3 protein-coding genes are annotated in these 3,756 nt (G+C 38.7%); 2 read left to right on the top strand and 1 reads right to left on the bottom strand.

From position 1 onward, the window contains the following. Positions 1-1,280, top strand: a 1,280-nt coding sequence (locus tag ACOVO2_RS11625; RefSeq protein WP_421770136.1) for a DUF6089 family protein, incomplete at its 5' end; no start/stop codon positions are given. A gap of 130 nt (positions 1,281-1,410) precedes the next feature. Then, positions 1,411-1,788 carry a rhodanese-like domain-containing protein gene (locus tag ACOVO2_RS11620; protein ID WP_421770135.1) on the top strand — a complete coding sequence of 126 codons (378 nt, stop codon included), beginning with the start codon at positions 1,411-1,413 and terminating at the stop codon, positions 1,786-1,788. Between the two features lie 96 nt (positions 1,789-1,884). On the opposite strand, the gene treF is transcribed toward ACOVO2_RS11620, so the two are convergent. Next, entirely contained in the window at positions 1,885-3,483 is a 1,599-nt protein-coding gene (gene treF / locus ACOVO2_RS11615; protein WP_421770134.1) for an alpha,alpha-trehalase TreF, read from the bottom strand. Positions 3,484-3,756 lie beyond the last annotated feature (273 nt).

The following is a 3,756-nucleotide window of genomic DNA, read 5'->3' as shown; positions in this document are numbered from 1 at the left end:
ACGACGACCCTCGTAAATACGTTGTAGCTCGTTTGTTCGACCAAGACCAAGCAAATTTGAAAAAAGCTGCTTTAGTTCTTCCTTTTGGTGTTGGTTTGAAATATAACGCTGCTGAAAGATGGACTATCGGTGCAGAAGTTGGCTATCGTTATGCTTTCTCTGATTACTTAGATGGAACAAAACTTTCTACAACAGCACTGGGAACGGGTACAGCATTCGAACCAAACGGAAAAGCATACAATGATGGTTATTTAGTCGCTAATTTACTTGGCTCATACCGTTTTGGCGATAAAGATGGCGATAAAGATGGTGTTGTTGATCGTTGTGATGCTTGTCCAACTGAAAAAGGTTTACGCAAATTCCAAGGATGTCCTGATACTGACGGTGATGGTATTCCTGATAAAGATGATGCTTGCCCAACACAAGCTGGTCCAATGGCATTGAAAGGCTGTCCTGATACTGACGGTGATGGTATTGCCGATAAAGATGATGAGTGTCCAACACAAGTTGGTACAGTAGCATTGAAAGGCTGTCCTGACCGTGATAAAGATGGTGTAGCTGACAAAGACGATGCTTGTCCAGATGTTGCTGGTGTGAAAGCATTGAAAGGTTGCCCAGATTCAGACGGTGACGGTATCGCTGATAAAGATGATGCTTGCCCTAATGAGGCTGGTCCTGCTTCATTGAACGGTTGTCCTGATACAGACGGTGACGGTATCGCTGATAAAGACGATGCTTGTCCTACAGTTAAAGGTGTTGCTTCGGCAAAAGGTTGCCCAGACCGTGATAAAGATGGTGTTGCTGATGCACAAGACAAATGCCCAGACTTAGCTGGTTTAGCATCAAACGATGGCTGCCCAGAGGGTTATGTAAATGGTAAATTAGTACCAAAAGGTTACAGAACAGCAAGTGGTTGTGAAATTTCACAATCAGAATTAGATGAATTGACTTTCGCAGCTCAAGGAATCGAATTCTATAGCGGTACAAACAAATTGAAACCAGCTTCATACAAAAAACTTGACAGAGTTTGTTCGTTATTGCAAAGATGTCCAGATAGCATCTTACACATCTCAGCATTCAACGATGGAGCAAGTTCAGCAACAAACCTTCGTTCGGCTAAGCTTCGTGCTTGTGCGATTTACGCTTATTTCTTGAAGAAAAAATGTATCAGCAAAGCTCGTATGACTTATGAAGGTCAAGGAGATGAAGACCCAAGTACAGATTATACTACACCAGATGGTAAAAAATCTAATACTCGTGTTCAATTCCAATTGAGATAATATGTGAAGCAATTTCAAAGATTGTTTAGATATAGAAAAGAGCAGAAGCCAATGGTTTCTGCTCTTTTTTTGTGAAATGTAGAATATTTCAATACTTTTGGAATTATTAACTCAAACTTTTATCGAAATTATGAAAGCAAGGTCTTTATTCTTATTTATCCTCTTCAGTTTCTCATTAAGTATCTTAAAAGCCCAAACTACGAACCTTACTCCACAAGAATTTATTGCTAAGGTAAAAACCACCAAAGATGCCCAACTACTTGATGTACGCACTCCACAAGAGTGGGAAGCGGGTAAAATTGCATCTTCTAATTGCATTAATTACAATGATGCAGCATTTAAACAGCAAATCGAAAAATTAGATAAAAACAAGCCTGTTTTTGTTTACTGTGCAGCAGGCGGACGCAGCAGCAAAGCCGCTCCAATCTTGCAACAAGCCGGTTTTAAATACATTTATAACCTAACAGGTGGTGGTTATAAGGATTTGGCCAGTGCTGGGGTAAAATAATTTTTTTTACCACGGAGGCACGGATTACACTAAGAAACACAGAGCATATTCTCCGTGAGACTCTGTGCAATCCGTGCCTCCGTGGTAAACAGTTCCCTACTTCTCAGAAAGCAATTTTAATAAAACCCCATTCGTCCAGCCATATCCATCTTGGCGGGGATAATCTCCACTCGATGAGCCTGACACATTATACTTATCAAGCATTTTGCCAGTTGTTTTATAAACATTGAGGTTGTTGGCAACCCAATTTTGTTTGATTCGATTGGCCAAATCATTAAAACCATAGTTTCTTAAACCTTGAATAGCCAAATATTGTAAAGGGGCAAAGCCATTGGTTCCGTCCCATTGCTGGCTTGTCTGATTTAAGGTTGTCATTAAACCTCCCGCTTGTAAAAACTTTGCTTCCAAAACTTTGGCAACTTTTTCAGCTTGGGCTTGGCTTGCTAATTTGAAAAATAAAGGATAAACCGCCGCCAAAGAATAAACTTCGGTTTGTTTTCCTGCCACAAAATCATAATCAAAGTAAAATCCAGCGGACTCATTCCAGAAGTATTTATCAAAAACCACTTTACGCTTATTGGCTAACTGCTTCATACTCTGAGCGTATTCGGTTTGATTATTTGCCTCATAGATACTCGCAAGCGTAAGCTCAAAATCATATAAAATAGCATTTAAGTCAACTGGTAAAATATCTGTCGTGTGAATTGTACTTAAATTTTGCCCATCACGTAACCATCTACTCGAAAAATTCCAACCTGATTCTACTCCCGAGCGTAAATCTCGGTAAACTTGATTGGCTTTGCGTCCGCTTATCTTACTGGCAAATAATATATCTTCTCGATAAGCTTCGGGACGTGGTGTATCATTATCATCGAAATATCGGTTCAGCATATCATTTTTGCCAATAAATACTACTTTTCTATATGCTTTTTCGCCTTTCTTACGGGCTTCGTTTTGCTTCTGGGCATCATCAGAGCCTTTATCTACCGACATCCAATATTGATATTCCTTCTGAATTTGCGGTAAAGTTTTGATTAATTTATCTTCATAACCTTTTGTTTCGGCCAGCATTTTTACCATTGAAGCAAAAAATGGTGGCTGCGAACGACTAAAATAATAGCTACGATTGCCCGTTGGAATATGCCCATAATCTTGAATCAATTGAGCAAAGTTCAAAACCGTATTGGCCATTAAAGTATCTTTTCCAGCGGCTTGTAAACCCAACATCATGAAGTAGTTATCCCAATAATAAGTTTCGGTAGATGCTCCACTTTGAACAAGATAAGGCTTAACCAACGGAATAAGCGTACCCGACGATTCCTTCGTTCTTCTTGTCAAAACAGTCCATAATTCATTCACGTGTTCTTGTGGAGAAAGTGCTGCATTGCTTACATATTTCGAGTTGGGCGTAGTGAAAGTGAAGTTTTCCACCACAAAACGCTTCAAATTAAAATTGGGTTTTGTTTTTTCTTCCTCATATCGCTTCATTACATCTTCTGCTTTGCCCTTGGGACTTGCATCGGCAAATATTTTAGAATCAGAAAATATCGCCTTTAATTGTACTTCTTTGAAAAGCTCACCAAATTCTTCATCGGGTGATTTATATTCCTTTTTCGATACCGAATCTCCACAGGCCAATATCACCACTGTTAAACCGAGCGTCAAAACCGATTGCTTTAAAAACTTTGTTGTCATTCTATTCGTTTAAAATTTGTGTTACGTATCTCTTAAAATTTGTCTAAATAATATAATCTTTGCCGTTGAATAATATTCGATTGTAATGTTTGTGTTAAAAGTAGTAATTTCGTATTAATAAAAGCCAAAAATATCTTTTGGGCGTGATTTAGAACTACGATTCGGCGAATCGTTCCACAATATTCAAATAGACATGAAATTCATCAAAATAGTTTTAAGTTTTGTTCCTTTTCTCGCAACCGCACAAGTTGATTTACAAGCCGTTGGCACTTG

The sequence above is a fragment of the Emticicia sp. genome, assembly GCF_049241225.1.
GTDB lineage: Bacteria > Bacteroidota > Bacteroidia > Cytophagales > Spirosomataceae > Emticicia.
Note: the sequence above shows the minus strand (reverse complement) of the source record. Positions and strands in the feature narration are given on the sequence as shown.

What these genes read in the sequence shown, in the direction of transcription:
- ACOVO2_RS11620 (WP_421770135.1), top strand. Translation starts at nt 1,411, where the DNA reads ATGAAAGCAAGGTCTTTATTCTTATTTATCCTCTTCAGTTTCTCATTA.
- treF (WP_421770134.1), bottom strand. Translation starts at nt 3,483, where the DNA reads ATGACAACAAAGTTTTTAAAGCAATCGGTTTTGACGCTCGGTTTAACA.